Source organism: Microbacterium rhizomatis, from assembly GCF_008710745.1.
Lineage (GTDB): Bacteria > Actinomycetota > Actinomycetes > Actinomycetales > Microbacteriaceae > Microbacterium > Microbacterium rhizomatis.
Genome location: NZ_VYSA01000007.1, coordinates 25,145 through 46,781, shown reverse-complemented (window position 1 = coordinate 46,781; position 21,637 = coordinate 25,145). Strand labels below are relative to the sequence as shown.

Annotated in this window: 19 protein-coding genes and 1 pseudogene; 11 read left to right on the top strand and 9 right to left on the bottom strand. The window is 65.6% G+C overall.

Annotation, left to right across the window (positions count from 1 at the left end; all coding sequences use genetic code 11):
- Window positions 1-581 precede the first annotated feature (581 nt).
- Window positions 582-980: a hypothetical protein gene (locus F6B43_RS19050; protein WP_150450624.1), complete on the top strand. Its 399-nt coding sequence runs from the start codon at window positions 582-584 to the stop codon at window positions 978-980.
- 120 nt (window positions 981-1,100) lie between these two features.
- Here F6B43_RS19050 and F6B43_RS19045 read toward each other — a convergent pair whose 3' ends face one another.
- The 4 genes from F6B43_RS19045 to F6B43_RS19030 form a co-directional block, all read right to left on the bottom strand.
- A complete protein-coding gene (locus tag F6B43_RS19045) occupies window positions 1,101-2,354 on the bottom strand; it encodes an alpha-hydroxy acid oxidase (protein ID WP_150450621.1) in 1,254 nt (417 codons plus the stop codon).
- 66 nt (window positions 2,355-2,420) lie between these two features.
- Window positions 2,421-3,407 carry a transketolase family protein gene (locus tag F6B43_RS19040; protein WP_211368213.1) on the bottom strand — a complete coding sequence of 329 codons (987 nt, stop codon included), beginning with the start codon at window positions 3,405-3,407 and terminating at the stop codon, window positions 2,421-2,423.
- A 2-nt stretch (window positions 3,408-3,409) separates the two neighbouring features.
- Complete coding sequence (locus F6B43_RS19035; protein ID WP_150450617.1) at window positions 3,410-4,291, bottom strand: transketolase; 882 nt, start codon at window positions 4,289-4,291, stop codon at window positions 3,410-3,412.
- Complete coding sequence (locus tag F6B43_RS19030) at window positions 4,291-5,442, bottom strand: glycerol dehydrogenase (protein WP_150450616.1); 1,152 nt, start codon at window positions 5,440-5,442, stop codon at window positions 4,291-4,293. The genes F6B43_RS19035 and F6B43_RS19030 overlap by 1 nt, the downstream gene beginning before the upstream one ends.
- A gap of 168 nt (window positions 5,443-5,610) precedes the next feature.
- On the opposite strand from F6B43_RS19030, the gene F6B43_RS19025 reads away from it, so the two are divergent.
- The 3 genes and pseudogenes from F6B43_RS19025 to F6B43_RS19965 all read left to right on the top strand — a co-directional run bounded on the left by F6B43_RS19025 (window position 5,611) and on the right by F6B43_RS19965 (window position 7,348).
- Complete coding sequence (locus tag F6B43_RS19025; protein ID WP_150450614.1) at window positions 5,611-6,543, top strand: 2-hydroxyacid dehydrogenase; 933 nt, start codon at window positions 5,611-5,613, stop codon at window positions 6,541-6,543.
- Window positions 6,540-7,046 (top strand): annotated as a pseudogene (locus F6B43_RS20150) (glycerate kinase); the annotation flags it as partial. The gene F6B43_RS19025 and the pseudogene F6B43_RS20150, both read left to right, overlap by 4 nt.
- Window positions 6,995-7,348, top strand: coding sequence for a glycerate kinase (locus F6B43_RS19965; protein WP_343030109.1), 354 nt, complete (start codon window positions 6,995-6,997; stop codon window positions 7,346-7,348). The pseudogene F6B43_RS20150 and the gene F6B43_RS19965, both read left to right, overlap by 52 nt.
- A gap of 176 nt (window positions 7,349-7,524) precedes the next feature.
- On the opposite strand, the gene F6B43_RS19015 is transcribed toward F6B43_RS19965, so the two are convergent.
- Window positions 7,525-8,385 (bottom strand): alpha/beta fold hydrolase, encoded by an 861-nt coding sequence (locus F6B43_RS19015; RefSeq protein ID WP_170285753.1) that lies wholly within the window; start codon window positions 8,383-8,385, stop codon window positions 7,525-7,527.
- A 254-nt stretch (window positions 8,386-8,639) separates the two neighbouring features.
- On the opposite strand from F6B43_RS19015, the gene F6B43_RS19010 reads away from it, so the two are divergent.
- The 5 genes from F6B43_RS19010 to F6B43_RS18990 all read left to right on the top strand — a co-directional run bounded on the left by F6B43_RS19010 (window position 8,640) and on the right by F6B43_RS18990 (window position 13,625).
- Window positions 8,640-10,160, top strand: a complete 1,521-nt coding sequence (locus F6B43_RS19010; RefSeq protein ID WP_170285752.1) for a sugar ABC transporter ATP-binding protein — start codon at window positions 8,640-8,642, stop codon at window positions 10,158-10,160.
- A 1-nt stretch (window position 10,161) separates the two neighbouring features.
- Complete coding sequence (locus F6B43_RS19005; RefSeq protein ID WP_150450607.1) at window positions 10,162-11,235, top strand: ABC transporter permease; 1,074 nt, start codon at window positions 10,162-10,164, stop codon at window positions 11,233-11,235.
- 31 nt (window positions 11,236-11,266) lie between these two features.
- The gene (locus F6B43_RS19000; RefSeq protein WP_150450605.1) at window positions 11,267-12,283 is read left to right on the top strand and encodes a substrate-binding domain-containing protein; all 1,017 of its coding nucleotides are present in this window, start codon (window positions 11,267-11,269) and stop codon (window positions 12,281-12,283) included.
- 70 nt (window positions 12,284-12,353) lie between these two features.
- Window positions 12,354-13,112: an SDR family oxidoreductase gene (locus F6B43_RS18995; protein WP_150450604.1), complete on the top strand. Its 759-nt coding sequence runs from the start codon at window positions 12,354-12,356 to the stop codon at window positions 13,110-13,112.
- A gap of 93 nt (window positions 13,113-13,205) precedes the next feature.
- Window positions 13,206-13,625 carry a winged helix-turn-helix transcriptional regulator gene (locus F6B43_RS18990; RefSeq protein ID WP_170285751.1) on the top strand — a complete coding sequence of 140 codons (420 nt, stop codon included), beginning with the start codon at window positions 13,206-13,208 and terminating at the stop codon, window positions 13,623-13,625.
- Window positions 13,626-14,549: 924 nt separating this feature from the next.
- Here the strand turns inward: F6B43_RS18990 and F6B43_RS18985 are convergent.
- Window positions 14,550-15,314, bottom strand: coding sequence for a TetR/AcrR family transcriptional regulator (locus F6B43_RS18985; RefSeq protein ID WP_150450600.1), 765 nt, complete (start codon window positions 15,312-15,314; stop codon window positions 14,550-14,552).
- Here F6B43_RS18985 and F6B43_RS18980 point away from each other — a divergent pair.
- Entirely contained in the window at window positions 15,304-16,662 is a 1,359-nt protein-coding gene (locus F6B43_RS18980) for an MFS transporter (RefSeq protein ID WP_150450598.1), read from the top strand. The genes F6B43_RS18985 and F6B43_RS18980 overlap by 11 nt on opposite strands.
- An 84-nt stretch (window positions 16,663-16,746) precedes the next feature.
- Here the strand turns inward: F6B43_RS18980 and F6B43_RS18975 are convergent, their stop codons facing one another.
- From F6B43_RS18975 to F6B43_RS18965, 3 genes are all read right to left on the bottom strand, one after another.
- On the bottom strand, window positions 16,747-17,211 hold the full coding sequence (locus tag F6B43_RS18975) for a winged helix-turn-helix transcriptional regulator (protein ID WP_150450596.1): 465 nt from the start codon (window positions 17,209-17,211) through the stop codon (window positions 16,747-16,749).
- A gap of 52 nt (window positions 17,212-17,263) precedes the next feature.
- Window positions 17,264-18,121 (bottom strand): LuxR C-terminal-related transcriptional regulator, encoded by an 858-nt coding sequence (locus F6B43_RS18970; protein WP_170285750.1) that lies wholly within the window; start codon window positions 18,119-18,121, stop codon window positions 17,264-17,266.
- A gap of 138 nt (window positions 18,122-18,259) precedes the next feature.
- Window positions 18,260-19,546, bottom strand: a complete 1,287-nt coding sequence (locus tag F6B43_RS18965) for a zinc-binding dehydrogenase (protein ID WP_211368212.1) — start codon at window positions 19,544-19,546, stop codon at window positions 18,260-18,262.
- Window positions 19,547-19,665: 119 nt separating this feature from the next.
- Here F6B43_RS18965 and F6B43_RS18960 point away from each other — a divergent pair, with 119 nt between their 5' ends.
- Window positions 19,666-21,579: an acetate--CoA ligase gene (locus F6B43_RS18960; RefSeq protein ID WP_150450592.1), complete on the top strand. Its 1,914-nt coding sequence runs from the start codon at window positions 19,666-19,668 to the stop codon at window positions 21,577-21,579.
- Window positions 21,580-21,637 lie beyond the last annotated feature (58 nt).

Here is a 21,637-nt window from a genome sequence, read left to right as displayed (position 1 = left end):
CGTCTGTGCGGACGAACCTGACTACTGCGTTTGCAGTACACCTGCTGCCGTTGCAGGACCCGGATCGATCCATCCGGCCGACGCGTCGAGACCCTTCGCGAAAGCCTGGAAGTTCACTGGAGCCCAAGCAAGGAGTCGACCCACGAAGGACCGACCGCTCACCACCCACTACTCGCTCAGCACCTGGCGGAAAGACCCCACCGCCGGCCCCGCGCTCCGCGAACCACTGGCACAAGGAGGTCACGATGAGAGCAAGCCCCGGCCTGCATGGCTCCAGTCTCTCGATAAGCCCGTCGCGATTAGCAAGGGCCGATTCTCGCGGTCGCTCATGGATGAGTTGCCGCACGCGTCGGCGGCGCCGCCGCGCCTGATTCGGCTGACGATGCGACGTAGGGTGGTCGGCTACAGTGTCAGCTGCTGGTCGGTTCTCCTGCGGCACCACTATCGTCACCGGTGCCGTCCGGGTTCGGTCGCCGCACAGCCAGCCGCGTCGCCGCCGAGGGCGGGCGCGCGATCGCCGTGGACCTTTCCATCCCCGGCCTGGAAGCACCCGCCGCCGGCGTCGCTAGGTTCGACGACCTATGACGCAGCGTGTTCGCCGTGAACGTGGACGGCGCGTTTCTTCTAGGCCGGGGCAGTCCTCACGGAAACTGCTCGCCACCGGCGCGGGTTCCATCGTCAACGTCGCCTCCGGAGCAGCACTGCGAGGAAACGCCGCCGGCACTCTGCTGCAACTTTCCACCGAACGACTGGTCATGCGCGTCTCGCGCGGGCAGCAGAAGTTCGAGTCTGAAGTGCCCTCCCTGCAGGAAAACACGGCCGCCCGTGCTCTCACCGACAGGGACGATCAGACGGTACTCGACGGCCTACGACCTCGTCCCCTCCAGCCACCGGCACAACATCTGGCTCCTTGCGGCGAGCAGGTTGCTGAACGTCGCGCACACCTCACAGATGCCTTGATCGACAACGTCACCGACTAAGACCCCAGTGTCGCCGAAACCCCGCTCACCACGCTTGCAGGTAAGCGAATTCCAGTCCCTTGGCGATCACCCGGCCGCGCGTCACCGGATGCGCCGCGGCGGCGACCTGCATCGCGCCACTCATGCTCGTCGAACCCGTGGACGCATGGGCGCGAGCCGGTCGAGCTGAGTGACGTGGGCGGGAGTCAGCTCCTCGAGGCGGGTGACTCCGAGTAGGCGCATGGTGCGGGTGACCTCCGACCCGAGGATCTCGATCATCCGATCCACGCCCTCGCGCCCCCCGGCCATCAGGCCGTACAGGTAGGCGCGCCCGACCATCGTGAAGCGGGCACCGAGCGCGATTGAGGCCACGATGTCGGCGCCGGTCATGATGCCGGTGTCGAGGTGCACTTCGATGTCGTTTCCGACCTCGCGCACGACCTCGGGAAGCAGATGGAATGGGATCGGTGCGCGATCGAGCTGGCGGCCGCCGTGGTTGGAGAGAGTGATCCCATCCACGCCGAGATCGGCGATCCGGCGGGCGTCCTCGACGGTCTGCACGCCCTTCACCACCACCTTCCCGGGCCACTGCTCCTTGATCCAGGCGAGGTCGTCGTAAGTCACCGTCGGATCGAACATCGTGTCAAGAAGCTCGCCTACCGTGCCCGACCACTTCGAAAGCGATGCGAAGGCGAGTGGCTCGGTGGTGAGGAAGTTGATCCACCATGCGGGGCGGGGGATGGCGTTGACCACCGTCTCCAGGGTCAGCTGTGGCGGGATCGAGAAGCCGTTGCGCTTGTCGCGCAGTCGGGCGCCGGCGACGGGAACGTCGACCGTGACCAGCAGTGTGTCGAATCCGACTTTCGCGGCGCGGTCGACCAGTGCCATCGACCGGTCCCGGTCTTTCCACATGTACAGCTGGAACCAGTTGCGGCCCCCGGAGCCACCCGCGGCTGCGACGTCTTCGATGGCGGTGGTGCCCATGGTCGACAGGGCGAACGGGATGCCTGCGGCCGAGGCCGCTGCGGCGCCCGCGCGTTCCCCCTCGGTCTGCATCATGCGGGTGAACCCGGTCGGAGCGATGCCGAACGGCAGGGCGACTCGCGAGCCGAGTACATCCCATCCGGTGTCGACGTGCGAGACGTCGCGCAGCACGTGGGGGTGGAATTCGATGTCGCGGAACGCTTGCCGTGCGCGGGCGAGCGAGATCTCGGCCTCCGCTGCACCCTCGGTGTAGTCGAATGCCGCGCGCGGCGTGCGCGCCTGCGCGATGCGGCGGAGGTCCACAACTGTCAACGCCGACTCCAGCCGGCGTTTCTTCGCGCTCAGCTGCGGCTTTTTGAACTGCATCAGCGGCAGGAGGTCTTTCGGACGGGGGATCTGGTGCTTCACCATGAGGTCTCCGAGATTCTTCTCGAGCAGGTCGGCGGCGGGGTCGCCGCGGGGATCAGTGTCGGGTGATCAGGAGTGCGGCGCCGCGGCGGCGAGCCACGCGTCCACCGACTGCGCAATCTGTGGGGCGGTGAGTCCGAAGTGGGTGAGCAGCTCGCGGGGTGCTCCGCTCTCGCCGAACCGGTCGCGGATGCCGATGCGGTTCATCAGCGTGGGGAGTCGTTCTCCGAGTATCTCGGAGACCGCGCCCCCGAGGCCGCCGGCGATTTGGGCTTCCTCTATGGTCACGACCCGCCGCGTGCGGGCTGCGCTCGCGATGATCGCCTCGTCATCGAGCGGCTTGATCGTGGCGCAATGCAGCACATCGGCACGGATGCCGCGCTCGGCGAGGATCCTCGCGACGCTCAGCGCCTCGTAGGTCATCGTGCCGGTCGCGACGATCGTGACGTCGTCTCCGCTGTGCAACAGCAGCGCCTTGCCGATCTCGAACGGCGTGTCCGGCCGGGTGAACACTGGCGTCTTGTCGCGTGCGAGGCGAAGATAGCTGGGCATGTCGTTGAACGCGATCGCCCTCGTCGCTTTCTCCGCCTCGATGCTGTCGGCCGGAGCGATGACCACCATGTTCGGCAGCACGCGCATGAGCGCGATGTCTTCGAGCATCTGGTGCGTCGCGCCGTCCGGGCCGACGTTGACACCCGTGTGGGCACCGATGATCTTCACCGGGCGGTCGTTCAGCGCCGCGGTGGTCTTGATCTGCTCCCAGTTGCGGCCGGGGCTGAATGCCGCGTAGCTCGTGGTGAACGGGATGAAGCCCGCGTGGGCGAGTCCAGCCGCGACGGTGACGAGGTTCTGCTCGGCCACGCCCACTTGGATGAAGCGATCGGGGAACGCATCGCGGAAGAGATGCATCTGCGTGCTCTCGGTGAGGTCGGCGCACAGGGCGACGACCCGATCCGACTCCCGACCGGCCGCGAGTAGGCCGGTGCCGAATCCGCTGCGGATGGTCTGCTGCGCACTCTTCGAGTAGTCCTGGTGATCGACGTCGATGACCTGCACGATCACGCCTCCCCGGACATGCGGGACAGGGATCTGCGGGCCAGCTCGGCCTGAGCGGCATCGGGTGGCATCCCGTGCCAGCGGTGGTCGTACTCCATGAAGTCCACGCCCTTCCCCGGGATCGTGTGGGCGATGATCATCGTCGGCTGCCCGGTGACGGCGCGACCGAGAGCGGCGGCCCGAACAATGGCGTCGGTGTCGTTCCCGTCGATGTCGAGCACGTGCCAGCCGAAGCTCTCCCATTTGGCGGTTAGATCTCCCAGCGGCATGACAGCGTCGGTGGTGCCGTCGATTTGGATGTTGTTGCGGTCGATGAAGGCGATAAGCTGGCCGAGCCGGTACTTGGCGGCGAACATCGCGGCCTCCCAGACGTTGCCCTCGTTGATCTCGCCGTCGCCCATCACGATGTAGACGAATCGGTGCGGCTGGTGGGTGAGGTGGCGCAGCGCGTAGGCATATCCGGCCGCCTGCGACAGACCGGAACCCAGCGGCCCGCTCGTGCTCTCGAGGCCGGGTAGTGCGGTGCGCTCGGGGTGTCCCTGCAGCCGCGAGCCCAGCCTGCGCAGCGTCGAGAGCTCTTCAACGGGGAAGTAGCCGCTCTCGGCGAGCGCGGCGTACAGCACCGGCGCCGTATGCCCGTTGCTGAGGAAGAAGACGTCGCGCTCGTCCCAATCCGGGTCGCGCGGATCGTGGCGGAGGATCGAGAAATAGAGGGCAGCGAGGATGTCGGCCATGCCCAGGGGGCCCGCACTGTGGCCGCTGCCCGCTGCCTCGAGCATGTCTACGATGCGCACGCGGATGGTGTCGGCCGTCGCCGCCAGCTCCGCCCCGTCGAGGCGGCGCGGCAGCAGCCGGGCGGCCTCGGTGATCGTCGGCGCCGCCATCAGTGGCGCCGCTCGTACTTCACGGGAGCAGGCAGGCCTTCGCGCTCGCGCACCGCCCGGGAACGCCGCTCGACCTTGGTGAGCGCGTCGATGATGATCTGGGGGGTGACGGGAAAGGGCATGTTGTGGACGAATTCGCCTTTAGCGGTCGTCGCGGCGGCCACTGCCTGCAGCGTTGCGGTGTCGTCGACGCTCAGCCCGAGCTCGGTGAGTGAGGTCGGTAGGCCGATGCGCGCCGTGAAGGCGATGAAGTCGTCGATCTCGTCATCGGGGGCGCCGTCGAGGATGAGCTGCACGATCGATCCCACGTTGACCTTCTCGCCGTGTTGCAGACCGTGCGTCTGCTCGGCCACCGTCAGACCGTTGTGCACGGAGTGTGCGACGGAGAGCCCACCGGCTTCGAAGCCCATGCCCGAGAGCAGGATGTTCGCCTCGATGACGGCGTCCAGCGCTGGGGTCACGGTGTGCCGCTGCACGTCGTCGACGGCCTGTAGGGCGTTCTCCCACAGGATCTTCCAAGACAGTTCGGCCATGGCCAGTCCGGTCGCGGGCGCTTGGAAGCCCGATACCAGCGCGTGCCCGGCCCCTCCGGCGGCCCGAGCCTCGAGCCAGGTGGACAGTGCGTCGCCGATGCCGGCGATGAGAAAGGATGCCGGTGCGTTGGCGACGTATTGGGAGTCCACGAGCACGAGCGTGGGGTTCTTGCCCAGGATCCGGAAGTAGTGCAGCACGCCTTCATCCGTGTAGATCACCGACACGCCGGTGCCCGGCGCGTCGGTGGAAGCTGTCGTGGGCACCGTCGCCCACAGGATGCCGGCGTCCGACCCCGCGGCTTTCGCCGTGTCCAGGGTTGAGCCCCCGCCGAGCCCGACGACCAGGTCGGCCCCAGCTTGGGTGAGCTGGGCGGTCACGGCGGCGATCTCGCGGTCGGTGACTCTGCCGCCGAAGGCGATCCGGTTCACGGTCAGGCCGGCGTCCTGCAGAGAGGCGGTCACGGCATCGCCTGCGAATCCCCAGACGGTGTCGTCGGCGAGGATCACGGGCTTCGTCGATAGGGGTGCGATCAAGTCGCCGAGCAGAGCGATCGCCCCGGCTCCCTGCACGTACCTCGGCGGGCTGACGAAAGACCGGAATGGACGTGGTTCTGACATCAGAGTCTCCTTTGACTGGGCACCGGCAGGATGGCTGCCCTGTCGCTGTTGGTGCGTGATTGACAAGAGGCTACCAGGTGGATTGGATATTCCTATCCACTAGTTTCCCGCATCCGGATGATGTCGTTCGCATCACCGTCCGAGTGCCGTTCGATGGAGGTCGATGTGATGACGGAACCAGCTCACGCGGGTCCGGTGACGGTGAGCGTCCCAGATGGGCCGCTCGTCGAGGCAGTGAGCACCTTCGAGCACGCCACCGTGACGGTGTGGGATATCGACCGGCCGGCCGAGGGTCACATCGACCTCGTCGTGCTTCCGTACATGAATCCGCGCATGCGCCTCAGCCTCCTCGCCACGGCGACGCCGCGACTCGTGCAGACTCAGACGATCGGCGTCGACGACGTGCTGGCCGGTGCGGCGGCAGGCTTCCCGGTCGCCAACGCGGCGGGTGTGCACGAAGCCTCCACCGCAGAGCACACCCTCGCCCTCGTCCTGGCGTCGCTGCGACGCATCCCGGAGTTCCGTGACGATGCCCGACGGGTCGGCTGGCGTCACGAGGTCACTGACAGTCTCATCGACAAGCGGGTTCTCCTGGTCGGCACGGGAGGTGTCGGGCGAGCCATCGCGTCCCGGCTGGGGCCGTTCGGCGTGCACCTGACCACCGTCGGGCGAACGCGAAGAACCGTCGAGGGGGCGGTCGTGCACGCGGTATCCGAACTCACCGAGCTGGCTGCCGAGGCCGATGTGCTCATCATCGCGGTTCCCCTGAGCGAACTCACAAGGGGGCTCATCGATGCGACGGTCCTGGAGCGGATGCCTGACGGCGGCCTCGTGGTCAACGTCGCCCGAGGACCGGTGGTGGACACTACAGCCCTGCTGGGCCAGGTTCGCACGGGCAGGCTGCGGGCTGCGCTGGATGTCACCGACCCCGAGCCGCTGCCGCCGGATCACGAACTCCTTCGGCTCGCAAACGTGCTGGTCACCCCGCACGTCGGAGGCGCCTCCTCCGCGATGCTCCCGCGCATGATCGCGCTCGTGCGAGACCAGATCGCACGGCTCGCCGAGAATCGCCCCCCTTTCAACGTCGTGCACACACCGTGACCGTCGGGCGTGGCCAGCGGTCGATCTCCGTCGAGACCGTCATTCTCATCGCTCCGAACAAGTTCAGCGGAAGCATGACAGCGCCGGAAGCAGCCGATGCGATTACCGGCATACACCGGGTACTGCCTGCAAACCGGCTTCCTATCGCCACTGTCGCCGACGGCGGCGAGGGCACTGTCGATGAGTTCATGCACGCCCGCGGCGAGCGTCGACTCGCGCAGGTGCGCGGCCCGCTCGGCACGGAGAGACTCTCGCCGCGTACGGTCTACGTCGGCGCAGCGCACTGGTCGAGGCGTCGGAGGCGGTCAGCCTGCGACTGGTCGATCCTTCGGCACGCGGAGTCGCCCTCGACCGACGTGACCGTAGCCCTCGGCGGCACGGCCACCAGCGACGGCGGCATCGGCATGACCGCCGCCCTCGGCATTGAACTGATCGGGCGTGACGGCTCTCTATTCGACGACACACAGTCCGACCTGCTCGAGGTCGCCCGAATCCGCGCCACCGAAGCCACCGCTCCGCGAGATGTCGAAGTGATCGAGGCGCGCGCCTGCGCACGCAGACACGCACGGGTGCCGAGCCTGTACTGGACTTGCTCGGAATCGACGGACTGCCGAGGGAGGCCGATCCGGTCGTCACCGGCGAAGGGTCGCCGGACGCGCAGACCCTCTCGGGCATGGCCCCCGCAGAGGTGGCGCGACGCGCGCACCTCAGGCGACTGCCCGTCTTCGCGGTCGGCGGAATCGCCGAACCGGCGTCAGGGCGGTCGCTGGCCTCTTCCCCACGATCCACCAACTGCATGCCCTGACGCGAGACGGCGAGGACTCGTTCCGCGATGCGATGATCCCCGCCCGGCGCGCCAGGGTGCTCATCGCCGAGATATTGCCGCCGGGCGAGCGACGGCGAGCCTGGTGCCGTGACTCCGAAAGCGCCGCGCACTTAGCCCGGGGGTGCACGTGCGAGGCGCTCCTGCACCGCGAGGCGTCAGTCGGCAAACGTGTCGTCGTCGAGGAATTCCTGGGTGAGCTTCGCGAACAGGTCGGGGTACTGGAAGAGGAACGCGTGACCCGAGCGGCTGAACAGCGTCATGACGGCGTTCGGGAGCTTGCGCACCATCTCGAACGACTGCACTGAGTCCTCCATGATGTCGTGCGAGCCGTTGGCCACAAAGGTCGGCTTGGTCAACTCCTCCAGTCTGTTCCAAGCGGAGTTCTCACCGGCGTTCCATGCGTCGATCGCGATCGCCTGGTTGCGCCACGACGATTCCTTGGTGAACCTCACCTCACCGGATTCGTGGTGGTAAAACCGCTCGGTCGCTTCCCGACCGACGCGGCGACCGTCTTCGTCGTCGGGATAGAATAGAAGCAACGTCTCCTCCAGCAGCGGCGCGACCTTCGGCCGGATCTCGAGCGACCTCGGGTCCTCGGGCGGGCGGATGCTGGGCTCGCCCGGTCCGGAGCCGGCGACGACGATGCGCCGTACGAGCTCGGGGTGGTTCAGCGCGACCATCTGCGTGACGAATCCGCCCATCGACCAGCCCAGCAGGTCGACGGTGGCAAATCCCGCCGCGCGCAGGAAGTCCGCCACGCCGTCGGCCATCGCTGCGGCGTTGTCGGGCGCGTCTCCTGTCGAGTAGCCGACACCGACGTTGTCGACGGCGATCACGTGGCGGTCGGCCGACAGCAGGTCGAGCAGCTTCGGATCCCAGTCATCGAGCGTGCCGCGATAGCGGTGGAGGAGGACGAGGGGCACCCCCGTGCGCGGCCCGAACTGCCGGTATCCGTATCGGGCCTGTTCGCCGTCGACGTACTCGACGTCGACTGTTTCTGAGATGTAGGTTGCCACGTTCAAACTCCTCCTCGAGTGGATGACCGAGTGGATTTGCTATTCATACCCAGTCGTTCGTTGACCATAAGCGGCTGAAGGGGCGCCCGTCAAGCGCACGGTCATCGGCGAGGGCGAGGTGCTGCCGAGTCCGCTCAAAATTGGCCCTTGGCGCCGATCGACTTCTGCCCTATAGTGAGTCCGCAAGTCCAACCCACTCGCCGGAATCAACCCGTCGAATGGTCCCTGAACGTCAACGTCGACGAGAGACAGGCATGACCAGCGACACGCTCACGCCCGCACTGCACCTCACAGGCATCCAGAAGTCCTACGGCGCCACCCGCGCACTCCGCAACGGAAACCTCACCGTCTACCCCGGCGAAATCCACGCGATCGTCGGCGAGAACGGCGCCGGCAAGTCCACCATGATGGACATCATCTCGGGGGCGGTGGCACCCGATGGCGGCACGATCCTCATCGACGGTCGAGAGGTGTCATTCCCCGGTCCCCGTGACGCGACTTTCTCAGGGATAGCGATCGTCCACCAGGAACTGGCGCTGTGTCCTGACGTCTCGGTCGCCGAGAACGTCTTCCTCGACGACATCCCCACCCGGGGAGGATTCGTGCGCTTCGCGGAGATCAATCGGCGCACGCGCGAGCTCCTCGCCCCTTTTCGCGCCCAGATCAGCCCGCGGGCCCGCACCGGCGACCTGCCACTGGCCGACCAGCAGGTCGTCGAGATCGCCCACGCGTTGGCGCACGACTGCCGGGTTGTTATCTTCGACGAGCCGACGTCGAGTCTGACAGAGCCCGAGACCGTGGTCCTGCACGCTCTGATCCGCGATCTCAGTCGCCGCGGCATCGCCTCGATCTACATCAGCCACCGACTGAGCGAGGTGTTCGATCTCGCCGACCGGGTCACGGTCATGCGTGACGGATCATGGGTCACCACCATCTCCGTAGCGGAGACCTCTCCCGACGCCCTGGTGGAGCGGATGGTCGGGCGTTCCGTCGACCACCTCTATCCACCGAAGGCGCTCACCGCCGGCGACGAGGTGCTGACCGTCGAGAACCTCTCCGGCGCGAGGTTCGACGACGTGTCCTTCACCGTTCGCTCGGGCGAGATCCTTGGCGTGAGCGGACTCATCGGCTCAGGGCGCACCGAGCTCATGCGCGGCGTGGCGGGCATTGACAAGCGCAGCGGCACCGTAACACTCGCGGGGCGTACGGTCGCCGGCTCCTTCCGGGCATCCATCCGCTCCGGGCTGTCGTACATGTCGGAGGACAGGAAAGAAGACGGCCTCTTCCTCAACCTGTCGATCCAGAACAACGTGATCGTGACGATCCTCGATCAGGTCTCCCGCCTCGGGCTCATCGGCGGGGGCGGCGCCCGAAAGCGCGCGCTGAAGGCCACCCAGCAGTTGGGCACAAAGATGGCCGATCCCGACGAGCCGATCTCGGCGCTCAGCGGCGGCAACCAGCAGAAGACGATGATTGCGAAATGGCTCGTCGCCGGCCCCAAGGTGCTGATCCTCGACGAGCCCACCCGCGGAATCGATGTCGGCGCGAAGTTCGAGATTCACAAGCATCTGCGGAGCCTCGCCGCGGGCGGGATGGCTCTGGTCATCATCTCCAGCGACCTCGAAGAGGTCATCGGCCTGAGCGATCGCATCCTCGTGATGCGTGAAGGTCGGCTTGCCGGAACCCTCGACGGAGAAATCGACGAGGCCGACGTGATCTCGCTGGCCGCCGGTGCCGCTGGCGCCACCCCCCGCACGACCGATTCCAAGGAGTGACATGGCCATTTCCACCGTTCCCCCGCAGGCGGCTCCAGCGGGCACCGTCGTCGAGCCGCAGAGCCCGCGTCGCATCATCCGCCGCCTCTTTGGCCGGAACGAGATTCCGGTCCTGGCGATCATCATCGTGATCATCGTCGCGATGTCGATCACCTCGCCGGCCTTCCTGACCGCCACCAACCTCACCACGCTGCTCATCGGGCTCTCCGCGCAGGGGATCGTCGTGGTGGGCATGACGATCGTGCTTGCGTCGGGGGGCATCGACCTGTCGGTCGGTACGGTGCTTGGGCTCAGTGCGGTCGTCACGGCGATGGCCTACACCGCCGGGGTCAACATCTGGCTCGCCGCCCTCGGCGGACTGCTCGCGGGCGGGTTTGTCGGTCTCGTCAACGGCCTCCTCATCAGCCAGCTCAAGATCGATCCGCTGATCGCCACGCTCGGTACCCTCACGGTCGGCGGCGGAACAATCTACGTCCTCACCAACGGCGCGCAGATTTCCGTCATCTCGTCCCCGGCGGGGTTCCTCAACCTCGGTGTCGGACGCATCTTCGGAGTCCTTCCGATCATCGTCGTGCTCTTCGTCGTCGTGGCGGTCATTGCCGACATCCTGATGCGTCGTTCGGCGGCGCTGCGGCGCGTGATCTACGTCGGCAGCAACCAGAAGGCCGCCCGGCTGTCGGGAATCTCCGTCACGCGGGTGCAAATCGCCGTGTATATCACGGCCTCCGTACTGGCCGCCCTCGCCGGCGTGCTGTCGCTCGCCCGCTTCGGCGTGGCCACGCCTCAGATGGGCGTCGGCATCGAACTGCAGGTGATCGCCGCGGCCGTGATCGGCGGAGCAGCCATCGGCGGCGGATCCGGGTCCATCCTCGGGTCCGTCCTGGGCGTCGTGCTGCTGAGCCTCATCAACAATTCGCTCGTGCTCCTCGGGGTGTCCGTGAACTGGCAGAACGTCGTCTTCGGCGCCATCCTCCTCCTCGCGGTCTCCATCGATCAGCTCTCCCGTCGTCGCCGCACCACCCGTCTGGCGTCCCGCAAACCGGAAGCAGTCGGGCCTGCCCAGGCCTCGCGCTGACTCACCGGCCACATCTACAAAGGAGTACACAGTGCCTCGCAAAAAGTTCCTGCGCTCGGCCATGGCAGCCACCGCAGCCCTGGCCATCGTCGGCCTGATCTCAGCCTGCACGGGTGGAGACACCTCGAACACGGCCTCCGGAGACTCGGAGAATCCTTGGGTCGGTGACAAGTCGGAGGTGTATCAACTGATCGATTTCGCCCCCAGTTACACGTTCTTTGTAGATGTCTACGCCGGGTTCCAAGCCGCGGCCGATCAGCTCGGCGTATCGGTCGAGCACGGCGGAGGACAGCAACTCGACGTCGGCGTGCAGGTCACCGCCTTCGAGCAGATGGCGGCGAAGAACCCCGCTGGCATAGCCGTGTCGCCGTTCGACGCTCAGGCCTTCACCGGTCCGATCAACACGGCGATCGAAGCAGGGGTGCCGGTCGTCACGTTCGACTCCGATGCGCCCGACAGCAACCGCTCCACCTACATCGGCACCGATTCCTATGCCGGTGGCGTCGCGGCGGCCGACGCTCTCGCGCAGTTCTACCCCGATGGCGCGAACATCGGTATTGTCACCCTCGTCGGGTCCACGAACTTCGAGACGCGGTTCCGCGGCATGCAGGACAAGATCGCCAGCGACTACCCCAACCTCAAAGTCGTCGCGACGGCCAATGGGGGGCCCGACGCGAACTCGTCCGCTGCCGCGACGCAGAGCATGCTGCAAGCGAACCCTGACATCGACGTCATCGTTGCCGGCACGACCTCGTTCCTCGTCGGAGCGCTGCAGGCGGTCAAGGAAGCCGACCTGTCCATCAAGGTCAACACGTTCGACGGGGTCGAGCCGACAATCGACTCGATCCGCTCGGGTGTGACCGACTTCGCCATCTCGCAGGCGCCGTGGAGCATGGGGTACTGGTCGCTCATCAACCTCTATGCGCTCAAACACGACCTGGTGAATCCCTTCCCCAACGGCGGGGACTTCGGCATCTCGCCTCTTCCCGAGTTCACCAACACCGGCATCCAGACGATCACGAAGGACAACCTGGACGCTTTCGAGTGACCCCTCAGCGCGCCGGGCACAGCCTGTGTCCGGCGCGCGCCACCGTGTCGAGCAATGAAAGGCATCACCCATGAGCACCACATCCTCCCTTACCCGCGTCGCCCTCGTGACGGGGGCCGGCCAGGGAATCGGCCGCGGCATCGCCCTGCGCCTCGCGACGGACGGCTTCGATGTCGCGGTCAATGACATCGCCCGCTCGGCCGACAAAGCCGAGGCGGTCCGTGACGAGATCCGCGCCACGGGACGTCGAGCAATCGCAGTCGTCGCCGACGTGAGCGACACCGACGAGGTCGCGGCGATGGTGGCCACCACGGTCACCGAGCTCGGCAGGCTTGATGTCGCCGTGGCCAACGCCGGCATCGCGCAGGCCCAACTCCTTCTCGACACCACCGTGCAGGAATGGGATCGGATGTTCGCGATCAATGTGCGCGGCGTGTTCCTTACCTGGCAGGCGGCGGCCCGCCAGTTCATCGCTCAAGGGAGAGGAGGCAAGCTGGTCGCGGCCGGGTCCAACGCTTCCCACCGCGCGGCCGGTTTTCTTCCCGCGTACTCCGCGGCGAAGTTCGCCGTACGCGGCTTGACGCAGGCGGCTGCCATGCAATGGGCAGAACACGGCATCACCGCGAATTCCTACGCGCCGGGAGTGGTCAACACTCCGCTGTGGGCCGGCGACCCCGAAGGCTTTGCGCGCGAAGCCGCGAAGATCCCCCTCGGGCGTGTTCAGGAACCAGCGGATGTCGCGGCGCTGGTGTCCTACTTCGCCTCTCCGGACTCCGACTACATGACAGGTCAGACCGTCATCATGGACGGTGGTCTGACATACAACTAATCGCGCGCGCCCTTCGGCGCCGGGAGAGACTAACCTGTTGCCATGAGGAGTCCGCGCGTTTCAAACCCACGTCTGTGCTCGATCAACGATGCAATGGCGATTCTCGGACGCAAATGGGTCGTCGTCATTCTTCGAGAGCTTCTCTTGAGTGAGACGACCCGATTCGACGACATCGTCTACGAGACTGGCATCCCACGCGACATCCTCAGCGGTCGTCTGCGCGATCTGGAGGAGATCGGCCTGCTGATGAGGGAGCAGTACTCCGAGCACCCCCCGCGCTACGAGTATCGCCTCACCGAGCAGGGCAAAGATCTGTACGGCGTCGTGCAGTCGATCCGCGCGTGGGGAGACAAGCACCTACGCGCCGATCCGGAGTTCGTGTCGGAGTTCGTTCACGACTGCGGCGAGGTGTTTCACGCGCTGATCGTGTGCTCTGAGTGTGGCCGTGAATTGAAAGCGGGCGACTCACGCGTCGACAACTCGTTCCATCGATCGGACGCGCTCGCGCACTGACGGCTCCAAATCGTGAACGCCGCGCGCGGGCGATTTCGCCAGGGCACGGTCACGGCCGGCCTGGTTGCCCTTCTTGGTCTCGAGGTGGCGGTCCCGCCTACTCGAGACGGTTCAGCTCGAACAGGCGCCCACACGTCGAATGATCTCGGGACCGCTCGCGTGACAATCGCGGATCTCCTGTCGCACGACCAGATGGAGCCTGGGCACCTCGAGCGTGGGGGGCCGCGAGTTGACCTCCGAACGCGGCCGCCTCGGTCACCGCCCCCGAGCAGATCCGCGCCAGGATACCCGGGCCCACACCGACAACAAGCGATCCCGGCGTTCGCTCGCGCCCGTCCGGCACTGGAGGAGACCTGGTCAGCCGGATGGTACTTTCCCTCGCTGAATTCGCTGGCGTGGAGGTAACAGCACCTCACCGCCCAACCGGCGGCGCTCGACGTCGAGCTCAAGCAACTCGCGGCCCCACGCAAACCCCGCTCTCTACCAGGTCAAGGTCATTGGAACGGTCGCCGGCTCAAGTCAGAAGCCTCCTTTGCAGCGCTCTCCGGCACCAACCTGATCCCCGCCAGCGGCAAGCTCACCGCCTACGAAACCTGGCTCAACCCGACGCCTTGACAGCATAGGAGCATCAGCACACGCAAAGTATGGTCAGCACCGGGCTGGTGTCCGCATCCGTCGACGTACCCCACGCACTCGATCAACCCGCTGCCCGTACCGCCCCGGCCGCTACGATTCGATCGGTTCGGGCGCGCCATCCTTACCTTGCCAGCTTGGGCATCGGACTTCTCCGCCTCCACCTCACCAGATCGGCATGCGGAACCGCGTTTACCACCTGCCAACCGCGGAGTGTCTGTGCAAGCAGCCATTGGGGGGAGACTTCGAACAGAGCCTTCCCTCCACGTGGTGAATCGGGTCAACGCACCTTCAAACGACCGCGGCTTCGCGTGCCGCGTGAGCGAGTACGGAGAACAGGTGCGCAATGTGCGCCGCCATGTCAATGTCGGGGTCGTACAGCCAGCGAAGCTGCAGGCCGTCCTGAACGGCTGCCAGGATCACGGCGAAAATCTCGGGATTCAGAGATTCGGGCAGCCGGTCCGCGGCCTGCATGCTGGAGAGAAGGGCAGCTGATGCCTCACGGTTGCGGTCGTAGCGATCGCGGAAGAACTCGTGCGCCGGGTTGGTCTCGTTCGTGGCCTCCGCCGACAGCCGAGTGAACAGCTGCACCAATCCGGGAACCTTCGCGTTGTCGCGGATGAAGCCAGTGATGAGGTCCGCGCCGTCCACGTCCGGATTGCCCTGCTCGCGCATCCATTTGTCGGTGGCGAGTTCGTCACGGCGGCGGAGCACTTCCACGAACAGGTCTTCCTTTTTGCGGAAATGGTGCAGCAGCCCGGCCTTGCTCAGGTGCGCGGCGTCGGCGACCTCCGTGATTGTCGCGCCGTTGTACCCGCGCTCGGCGACCACCTGAAGCGCGACCTCGACGAGCTCCTGCTGCTTCGCGGCGCCTTTCGGATACTTGGTGGCGGGTTGCATGACCCGATGGTAACGGACACATCGGAAGAAACCGACCGTAGTGTTGGAATTTTCCTTCGAAGCGCTTGTCCTGCGAAACCGACCCGTGTACGGTATCTCCAGATACCGACCCGTTTCTGGTTTTATCGACAAGGGAGTCTTGGCAATGGAGCCCACCCAGCAGCCTCACGAGCCGCACCCGACCGATCCTCAGGCCGTCAAGGCGCAGCCGAGCATCGCTCTGACCAACACGATCCCCGCGAACATGGCCGACGCGGCGGGAAAGACACGCCTGAAGTCGTCCAAGGAGAAGTTGCCGCGCAACCTCCGTCGACTGTTCGGGTGGATCTTCTTCATCGCGCTCGTCCCGAACATCGCGTACGGGTTCACCGGGTTCATGTCCGCGGTGCAGGCGCAACAGATCGACCCCGAAGGCAAGGTGCAGGCACTCGCGGTGATCTCCGCGATGGCGGCTTTCGCGGCCATGCTCGCACAGCCGATTGTCGGTGTGCTGTCTGACCGCACGCGCGGTCGGTTCGGATCCCGGCGCCCGTGGATCCTGTTCGGTGGCCTGCTGGGCGCGACCGCGCTGATCACCGCCGGTCTCGCCCCCTCGATCGCGTGGCTGACTGTTGCGGTGGTATTCGTGCAGTTCGGCTACAACGCCATGCAAGGGCCCTTGTCCGCCATTCTCCCCGACCGTGTGCCGACCCGGTTCCGTGGCCGCTACTCCACCCTCGCCGGCCTGGGAGGCCTGATGGGCAGCGTCCTGGGCAGCGTCGTCGCCTCGCTCCTGACCGGCAACATCGCACTCGGCTACGCCTGCTTCGCCGGAGTGCTGCTCCTGATCGTGGTGCTGTTCATCGTGAGTGTTCCCGAGGCCGACAACCGGGGCGTAGAACGACCAGCGTTCTCCCTCCTGGCGTTCCTGAAGGCCTTCTGGGTCAACCCCGTCCGGTATCCCGACTTCTTCTGGGGCTTCACCGGGCGCTTCCTTATCTTCGGCGCCAACGCCCTGCCTTCCACCTACGGGCTGTACATCCTGCAGGACTACATCGGGCTGCCACTACAGCAGGCCATCCAGCTCGCCCCACTGGTAGGGCTAGTCACAGTCCCCTTCATCCTGATCTCGACCGTAATTGCCGGGCCACTTTCGGACCGCATCGGGCGTCGCAAGCCCATTGTGCTTGTCGCCGGGCTGATCATCGCCGCCTCCGCAGTCATCCCGCTGATCTTCCCCACCGTGCCAGGACTCCTGGCTGCTGGCGCCCTGATCGGTATCGGCTTCGGTGCGTTTATCTCCGTGGACCAGGCGTTGATGAGCCAGATCCTCCCCGACAAGGAGAAGTACGGCACCGACCTCGGTGTGCTGAACATCGCCGCCACATTGCCCCAAGTCCTCGGACCGGCCGCCGCCGGAGCGATCATCATCATCTTCGGCACCTACGGGGCGCTCTACGCAGCGGTAGCGATCATCGGCCTCATCGGCGCCCTCGCCGTGATCCCCATCAAGGGCGTCCGCTGACCATAGCCCACCGGCCCCCGCACGGCGCAGTTCTCCATGTCGGGAGAGCGGAGCGACGCTATTGGTGGGATGCCGACGACACAGTTAGCCGATGCTGCTAACTGACTGCGACGCTAAGAGGCTCATCGATTCGTTGTCATCGAGATGGCCGTTCTGGCATCGGACGATAACGTGCCGCTCGGCACCGCACCAGCACAGAGGCGGATCGACGAGTGTCATTTCTGCCGTCGCCTGATGGCGTTTTCCCCAGTCGTACAGGGCGACGAGCGTGGGCGCGAGCTCCCGCCCCGCGTCCGTCAGCACGTAGCGGTGACGAGTCCGCTCACCGGGAACGTGGTGCTCCTCGGTCCTGAGCACTCCGCAGTCGCAGAGCAGCCTGAGCCGCGCCGCAAGGAGGTTCTTGGGGCAGCCGAGGGCGGCGTGAAACTCCGAGAATCGCTCCCGGCCGCGCATACTCTCCCGTACGATCAGCAACGTCCATTTCTGTCCGAGGACATCCAGGGAGAGACCGATCGGGCATGTCTCTTCCGTCGACCCTGACTTTTGCATGACGTGATCTTAGGACGGATGCGCGAGAAGTAGGGCGGGAACGGCGGCCGCGCTAGGGCAGGAGGCCACGTTTCCGGGCCGCCGCGACCGCTTCGAATCGGCTCGACGCATGGAGTTTGCGCATGGCGTCGTTCATGTAGCTCTTCACCGTCGCTTCGGTTACCCCCAACGCGCGACCGGCCGCAGCGTTTGTCCACCCGAGCGCCACGAAGCTGAGAACGTCTCTCTCGCGGTTGGTGAGAAGCACGTTCGCGCCCGCGTCCTGCTCCGACGATTCCACGTCAGTCGCGATGCCCGCTAGACGCTCCTCGACGGCGAGGAGCCGCTTGCTCGCGTGTTCGTCTTCGATGGTGCTAGCGATCAGTCTGATTTCCGCGTAAAGGTCTCGCAACTGCTCTTTCTGCGCGTCCGACAACCCCACCTTGCCGTCTCGGACGGACTGCGTGGCGGGGCGCGAAGCGGATACCGCCAGATCCTGGCCGAGCTTGCGGGCCACGCGAGTTGCCGGTTCGACCGAGACCCCTCCGAGTACGGTGGGTTCACGGAGCCCGCCGTAAAGCACCGCACGGACACGTTCGTTGTCGATAGCGGGTACCGCCAGCAGGGTGCTGATTCCCTCTGCGAGCACCGATCTGTCGTAGTCGTGCGTGATGGACCGGGAATGGGCGTAGTCGACGGTGAATCGAGGTCGTCGTTCTGCAAGCGCGAGACCGCCGAGGCCGCTGCCCGCATGAACGTCCAGCCCGCGCAGGGCGTCGTTCCTGTTTCCGACCAGGTGGGTAACCAGCACCGCGCCCCCATGGACGAACCCGCCGAATACCACCGGGAACCGAGTCATCCGCGCGAACTCGAGCAGCGACTGCTCAAGGAGCAGGTCATCATCAGGACGTGCTGGCATTGTGAGATTCATGGCGACTACTCCGCGCTGAGTACAAAACTGAAACCTTCGAACTGACCGTACCTCTGCACTTGTCCGCATGGAAGGCACGCGGCCAGATGCCGTCCGTGCGGTGGCGGCGGATGCGGACATCCGCCGCCACCGCGACCCTCAGGGAACGACGACCAGTCTCACCGGATTGTCGACCTTGTACTCGAGGTGCTCGATGGCGGTCGAGATCTCCGACAGCGGGAATCGTCCGCTGATTGACGTACTGAAGTCCAGTCGACCAAGCCCCAGCAGGCGCAGAAGGTCCGGCACCGCTGCCGGTCCGCTCGCGTAGTGGCCCCTGATTTGCTGACGGAAGAACAGCAGGATGCCCGGGACGTCCAGGGTGAACGGCTTGGAGTTCGCTCCCACCCAGATGGTCCGCCCGAACGGCGCCGACGCCGCGAGCAACTGCAGTTCGATCGAGGAAGTCCCCACGAAGTCGAACGCCACGTTCACACCTGTGCCGCCCGTCAGGCTCTTGATCTTCTCGACCGCATCCTCGGCGCACGGGTCGATCACGAAGTCTGCACCCAACCGCAGCGCACGATCTCGTGCCTCGGGGAGAGGATCCACGGCAATGATCGGAGCCGCTCCCACGAACCGCAGGATCTGGACCGCGTGGGTGCCCACCCCGCCCACACCCCACACGGCAACCGATTCGCCGGGGCGGACTGCTGCTGTCTCCGTGATCGCGGCCCAGGGCGTCGACACGGCATCAGGGACAATCGCGGCAACGTCAAACGGCAACGAGTCGGGGATCGCAACGAGCGTGGAGGCAGGCACCACGACATACTCCGCCCAGCCACCGTCGAAGTCCACTCCAACGGTGAACTCACCGCCGTCCTTGTAATGCAACAACGCGATCGCAACACGATCACCCTGCCTCCAAGTGTCCACACCCTCACCGAGCAGGTCGACTTCGCCGGCGATCTCATGCCCAAGAGTGAGGAGACCGTCTTGCCGGTGGATGCCGCGCAGTTCTCCTTTGAGCATGTGGAGGTCGGTGAGGCACACCCCGCACGCGCGGACCTTCACTCGAACCCACCCTGGCTGGGGATCGGGAATGGGGACCTCATTCACACCGAAAACTCCGGTTCCGAGGTCGAGTTGGGCTGCAAGCATTTCAGTTTCCTTTGCTGTATTTCGAGAGGACCGGGACGGTGGCAGACGCTCCACAGACGGAGTCAGCGGGAGTTCTGCCGTCGGCGTAGACGCCCCGAAAGCGAAGCCGAATTCGACAGTGTTGTCATGTGCCTGGTCACCTCCATGTGACGCCTGCCGCACGCCAGACCCGCGCCGCACGTGGCCTACCAAGAGATCACGCGATGTGCGTTGATGACCCAGCGACAACAGCCCGGGCGACTGCTGGCTTGACTGTAAAAGTGCTGAGTTCGGAAAGTCAACCACTCCGGTCCTCGCGCCTGGGGTTTCGCACTCAGTGCCCCAACTTTGGTTGGTGTGCGCATGCACGAGAGGCCGGTTTGATTGCTGAAGGGGTCACCGCCGACCTCTCGGAGGGAGCAACCATGACCGACGCGATCACGCGTTACCGTGCCGACTGGCAGCGCAGTCACCACGATCGCGACGCATTCTGGCTGCGCGCGGCCACCGACATCCACTGGTCAGCGCCTCCTCAGCGCGCGATCGACGATCGCGGATCAACGTGGACCTGGTTTCCAGATGCGAGGCTCAACGTCTCGTTCAACGCTGTAGACCGACATGTGCTCGCAGGCCGAGGCGAGGACCCTGCTCTCATCTTCGATTCCGCGATGACACGCGAATCTCGCACCATCACCTACCGCGAACTCCTTGAGAGCGTCAGCCGATTCGCTGGTGCGTTGCGTGCGCACGGTGTCAACGCCGGCGACCGTGTTGTCGTGTACATGCCGATGATTCCGGAGGCTGTCGTCGCCATGCTTGCGTGCGCTCGAATCGGAGCGGTGCACTCCGTCGTATTCGGCGGGTTTGCGGGAGCCGAGCTGGCTGCACGCATTCGTGACGCCGGGGCGACGACCGTCGTCACCGCCTCGGGCGGGCTGGAGCCGGGCAAAGTCGTCGACTACATCCCCATCCTGCAAGAAGCTCTCGACCTCAGCGGTGGCGACGTTCGGACGGTGATCGTGAAAGACCGCGCTGGATTCCCCACTGCCCTTCCATCTTCCACGGGCGCCGGTGCGCGGTGGGTTGACTGGGACAACGCGCAAGAAGATGCGCAACCCGTCGGGGTGGTCCAGGTCGCGTCGCAGCATCCGCTCTATGTCCTCTACACATCAGGCACCACTGGTAACCCGAAAGGCATCGTGCGCGACAGCGGCGGCTACGCAGTCGCCCTGACTTGGTCGATGCGGAACATCTACGGAATCGGGCCGGGCGATGTGTTTTGGGCGGCAAGCGACGTGGGGTGGGTGGTCGGGCACTCCTACATCGTTTACGGGCCGCTGCTGGCCGGCGCGACCAGCGTGATGTACGAGGGCAAACCGGTCGGAACCCCCGACGCGGGCGCATTCTGGCGGGTGATCGCCGAGAACAAAGTGTCAGTGCTGTTCACCGCACCCACAGCCATTCGCGCCATCCACCGCGTTGACCCAGAACTCGACCTGCTGGAACAGTACGACACCACATCGCTACGAGCGCTCTTCCTCGCCGGAGAGCGCCTCGACCCGGAAACCTACCATTGGATCGGCGAGGGTCTCCAGGTACCGGTCGTCGATCATTGGTGGCAGACGGAGACAGGGTGGGCGATCGCGGCCAACCCGCTCGGGTTCGGGGCGGTGCCTCCCAAAGCGGGGTCCAGCAGCATGCCGATGGTCGGCTACGACGTCCTCATCCTGGACAGCAAAGGACGCCCCGTCCCCACTGGCAAGGAGGGAAACATCGTCATCAGGCTGCCTCTTCCACCCGGCAGCACGAACGAGGTGTGGGGAGACCGCAGACGATTCGAGGATGCTTATCTGTCCGCGTTTCCGGGCTTTTACGCAACAGGCGACTCCGGATATCTGGACTCGGATGGCTACCTTTTCGTGATGGGCCGGACGGACGACGTCATCAATGTTGCGGGTCACAGACTGTCGACTGGGGCTTTGGAGGAAGTCATCGCCTTGCACCAAGACGTCGCAGAATGTGCGGTGGTGGGAATCCGGGACGCACTGAAAGGGCAGCGCGCGATGGCTTTCGTCACCCTCAAGGTGGGGGTGGCAACACCCGAGCAGCAACTTCACACACAGCTCGTTGAGCTGGTGCGCACGCGAATAGGCCCCGTGGCCGCGTTCCGCGATGTGCTCGTCCTGGATCGCCTTCCCAAGACCCGGTCAGGCAAGATCCTGCGGCGCACAATGCGGCAGATCATCGACGGTGAGCCATTCAAGACTCCGGCGACCATCGAGGACGTCACCGTGCTAGATGCAATCATCGCGTCGCGGTCCGTTTCAATAGCGACCTGACCCGAGTCTCTACCGCTGCATGGGAGCCCGCGCCCGGTTCCTCATCGGCGAGCACAGT

Coding starts and splice junctions, on each gene's coding strand:
- F6B43_RS19050 (WP_150450624.1), top strand. CDS start 582: ATGACGCAGCGTGTTCGCCGTGAACGTGGACGGCGCGTTTCTTCTAGG.
- F6B43_RS19045 (WP_150450621.1), bottom strand. CDS start 2,354: ATGGTGAAGCACCAGATCCCCCGTCCGAAAGACCTCCTGCCGCTGATG.
- F6B43_RS19035 (WP_150450617.1), bottom strand. CDS start 4,291: ATGGCGGCGCCGACGATCACCGAGGCCGCCCGGCTGCTGCCGCGCCGC.
- F6B43_RS19030 (WP_150450616.1), bottom strand. CDS start 5,442: ATGTCAGAACCACGTCCATTCCGGTCTTTCGTCAGCCCGCCGAGGTAC.
- F6B43_RS19025 (WP_150450614.1), top strand. CDS start 5,611: ATGACGGAACCAGCTCACGCGGGTCCGGTGACGGTGAGCGTCCCAGAT.
- F6B43_RS19010 (WP_170285752.1), top strand. CDS start 8,640: ATGACCAGCGACACGCTCACGCCCGCACTGCACCTCACAGGCATCCAG.
- F6B43_RS19005 (WP_150450607.1), top strand. CDS start 10,162: ATGGCCATTTCCACCGTTCCCCCGCAGGCGGCTCCAGCGGGCACCGTC.
- F6B43_RS18995 (WP_150450604.1), top strand. CDS start 12,354: ATGAGCACCACATCCTCCCTTACCCGCGTCGCCCTCGTGACGGGGGCC.
- F6B43_RS18990 (WP_170285751.1), top strand. CDS start 13,206: ATGGCGATTCTCGGACGCAAATGGGTCGTCGTCATTCTTCGAGAGCTT.
- F6B43_RS18980 (WP_150450598.1), top strand. CDS start 15,304: ATGGAGCCCACCCAGCAGCCTCACGAGCCGCACCCGACCGATCCTCAG.
- F6B43_RS18975 (WP_150450596.1), bottom strand. CDS start 17,211: ATGCAAAAGTCAGGGTCGACGGAAGAGACATGCCCGATCGGTCTCTCC.
- F6B43_RS18970 (WP_170285750.1), bottom strand. CDS start 18,121: ATGAATCTCACAATGCCAGCACGTCCTGATGATGACCTGCTCCTTGAG.
- F6B43_RS18960 (WP_150450592.1), top strand. CDS start 19,666: ATGACCGACGCGATCACGCGTTACCGTGCCGACTGGCAGCGCAGTCAC.